Genomic DNA, 2,679 nt, shown 5'->3' with positions numbered 1-2,679 from the left:
CGCTAGCTAAAGCGACGCCGGGTTTTCTTTTTGACAGTTCAGATCCATGGGCACCGTCGGTCACGTCACTCCCCAATCGTTGCGCTTCGCGCAAGCCCTGCCGCTCCAGAGCGGCGCGGTACTGAGCGACTACACGCTCGTCTTCGAGACCTACGGCGCGCTCAACGCGGACAAGAGCAACGCCGTGCTGGTGTGCCACGCACTCAACGCCTCGCACCACGTCGCCGGCCGCTACGAAGGCCAGGACAAAAGCGAAGGCTGGTGGGACAACCTCATCGGCCCGGGCAAGCCGCTCGACACCGACCGCTTCTTCGTCATCGGCGTCAACAACCCCGGCTCGTGCTTCGGCTCGACCGGGCCGACCCACACGAACCCCGCGACCGGCCGGCCGTGGGGCGCCGACTTTCCGGTGGTGACGGTGGAGGACTGGGTCGATGCGCAGGCCCGGCTGCTCGACGCGCTGGGCATCGCGCAGCTCGCCGCGGTGATCGGCGGCAGCCTGGGCGGCATGCAGGCGCTGTCGTGGACCCTGCGCTATCCGGGGCGGGTGCGTCATGCGGCGGTCATCGCCTCGGCACCGAACCTGAGCGCGCAGAACATCGCCTTCAACGAGGTGGCGCGCCGCGCCATCGTCACCGACCCCGACTTCCACGGCGGCCACTACCAGGCTCACGATGTGCTGCCGCGGCGTGGCCTGCGCGTGGCGCGCATGGTGGGCCACATCACCTACTTGAGCGACGACACGATGGCCGCCAAGTTCGGCCGCCAGACCGTGTCCGAAGGGCTCAACTACAGCACGCAGGCGGTGGAGTTCCAGATCGAGAGCTATCTGCGCTACCAGGGCGACAAGTTCAGCGATTACTTCGACGCCAACAGCTACCTGCTCATCACGCGCACGCTCGACTACTTCGACCCGGCGCGCGAGCACGGCGGCGACCTGACCCGTGCGCTGGCCGCGGCGACGGCGAAGTTCCTGGTGGTGAGCTTCACGACCGACTGGCGCTTCGCGCCGGAGCGCTCGCGCGAGATCGTCAAGGCGCTGGTCGACAACCGGCGCGAGGTGAGCTATGCGGAAATCGATGCGCCGCATGGGCACGATGCGTTCTTGATGGACGATGCGCGGTATCACAACGTGCTTCGCGTGTATTTCGAGCGAATCGCCGCAGAGGCGGTTTTGTTCCCTCTCCCTCTGGGACAGGGAGCCAAGCCATGAGCGAGCGCCGCGACCTCGAAGTGATTGCCGCGCTGGTGCCGCCCGGCTCGCACGTGCTGGATCTGGGCTGCGGCAACGGCGCGCTGCTGGCACTGCTGCGCGATCAGCGCGGCTGCACCGGCTACGGCGTCGAGCTCGACGATGCGCAGGTCCACGAATGCGTGCAGCGCGGCGTCAACGTGATCCAGCGCAACCTCGACGAAGGCCTGGCCATCTTCGCCGACCGCGCCTTCGACGTCGTGCTGCAGCTCGACACACTGCAGAATTTGCGCAACACCGAGGCCATGCTGGTCGAGACGGTGCGCGTGGGTCGCATCGGCGTCGTCAGTTTCCCCAACTTCGCGCACTGGCCGAACCGTTTCTCGGTGCTCCGCGGGCGCATGCCGGTGACCAAGGTGCTGCCCTTCCAGTGGTACGACACGCCCAACATCCGCTTCGCGACGCATGCCGATTTCGAGGTGCTGGCGCGGCGCAACGGGCTGCGCGTGCTCGACAGCTTCGGGCTGCAGAAGGGCCACGTGGTGCGCCGGGCACCCAACCTGCTGGCCAGCACGGCGGTGTTCAAGTTCGAGCGGGGCTGAGCGCCGCGGTCATGGCCGGCCGGAGTGCGCAAGCCGGCCGTTTCCCGCGGCAGCTTCTACACTGGCCCGATGAACGAAGCGCTGCCCTTGACCATCCCGCTGCGCGACGGCAGCACATTGCAAGGGCAGTACTGGCCGGACGCCGACGCCAAGGCCACGGCGCTGATCGTTCATGGCCTCGGCGAGCACCACGCGCGCTATGCCAAGGTCGTCGCTCGACTGCGCGAGGCCGGCCTGGCCGTGACAGCCTACGACCACCGCGGCCATGGCCGCTCGGACGGCAAGCGCGGCGACATCCCCGCGCCCGAGACGCTGCTGCGCGACCTGGCCGCGGTGATCGATGCCGTGCGCACCGCCTCACCGGCGCGGCCGCTGCTGCTGCTCGGCCACAGCATGGGCGGGATCGTCGCCGCCCGTTTCGTGGGCGGCGCACTGGAATCGCCGCGGCCGGCCTGGTCGCGTCCGGTCGATGCGCTGGCGCTCTCGTCGCCGGCGTTCGATGCCAGCCTCAAGCCCATCCAGAAGCTGCTGATCGGCGTGATGGGACGGCTGGCGCCGCACCTCGCGGCCGGCAACGGCCTGTCACCGGAGTGGATTTCGCGCGACCCTGCGGTGGTCGCGGCCTACCGGGCCGACCCGCTGGTGCACGACCGCATCACCGCGACCCTGGGGCGCTTCTTCGGCGAAGCCATCGCCACAGTGCAGGCCCAGGCGCCGCGGTGGCGCACACCCACGCTGCTGATGTGGGCGGGTGCGGATCGCTGCGTCGCGCCGGCCGGCAGCGCACGCTTCGCGAAGGCCGCGCCGGCCGGGGTTGTCACTGCGCGGGAGTTCCCGGGCCTGTATCACGAGCTGTTCAACGAGCCCGAGAAGGAGGCGGTGTTC

3 protein-coding genes are annotated in these 2,679 nt (G+C 69.1%); all 3 read left to right on the top strand.

Annotation, left to right across the window (positions count from 1 at the left end; genetic code table 11):
- Positions 1-46: 46 nt before the first annotated feature.
- A complete protein-coding gene (locus tag H0W38_RS20550; protein WP_292457681.1) occupies positions 47-1,213 on the top strand; it encodes a homoserine O-acetyltransferase in 1,167 nt (388 codons plus the stop codon).
- On the top strand, positions 1,210-1,794 hold the full coding sequence (gene metW / locus H0W38_RS20545; protein ID WP_292457679.1) for a methionine biosynthesis protein MetW: 585 nt from the start codon (positions 1,210-1,212) through the stop codon (positions 1,792-1,794). The genes H0W38_RS20550 and metW overlap by 4 nt, the downstream gene beginning before the upstream one ends.
- A gap of 69 nt (positions 1,795-1,863) precedes the next feature.
- A partial coding sequence (locus H0W38_RS20540) for an alpha/beta hydrolase (RefSeq protein ID WP_292457678.1) occupies positions 1,864-2,679 on the top strand: 816 nt, incomplete at its 3' end.

The sequence above is a fragment of the Methylibium sp. genome, from assembly GCF_013817365.1.
Classification (GTDB): domain Bacteria; phylum Pseudomonadota; class Gammaproteobacteria; order Burkholderiales; family Burkholderiaceae_C; genus Methylibium.
Note: the sequence above shows the minus strand (reverse complement) of the source record. Positions and strands in the feature narration are given on the sequence as shown.

Coding starts and splice junctions, on each gene's coding strand:
- H0W38_RS20550 (WP_292457681.1), top strand. CDS start 47: ATGGGCACCGTCGGTCACGTCACTCCCCAATCGTTGCGCTTCGCGCAA.
- metW (WP_292457679.1), top strand. CDS start 1,210: ATGAGCGAGCGCCGCGACCTCGAAGTGATTGCCGCGCTGGTGCCGCCC.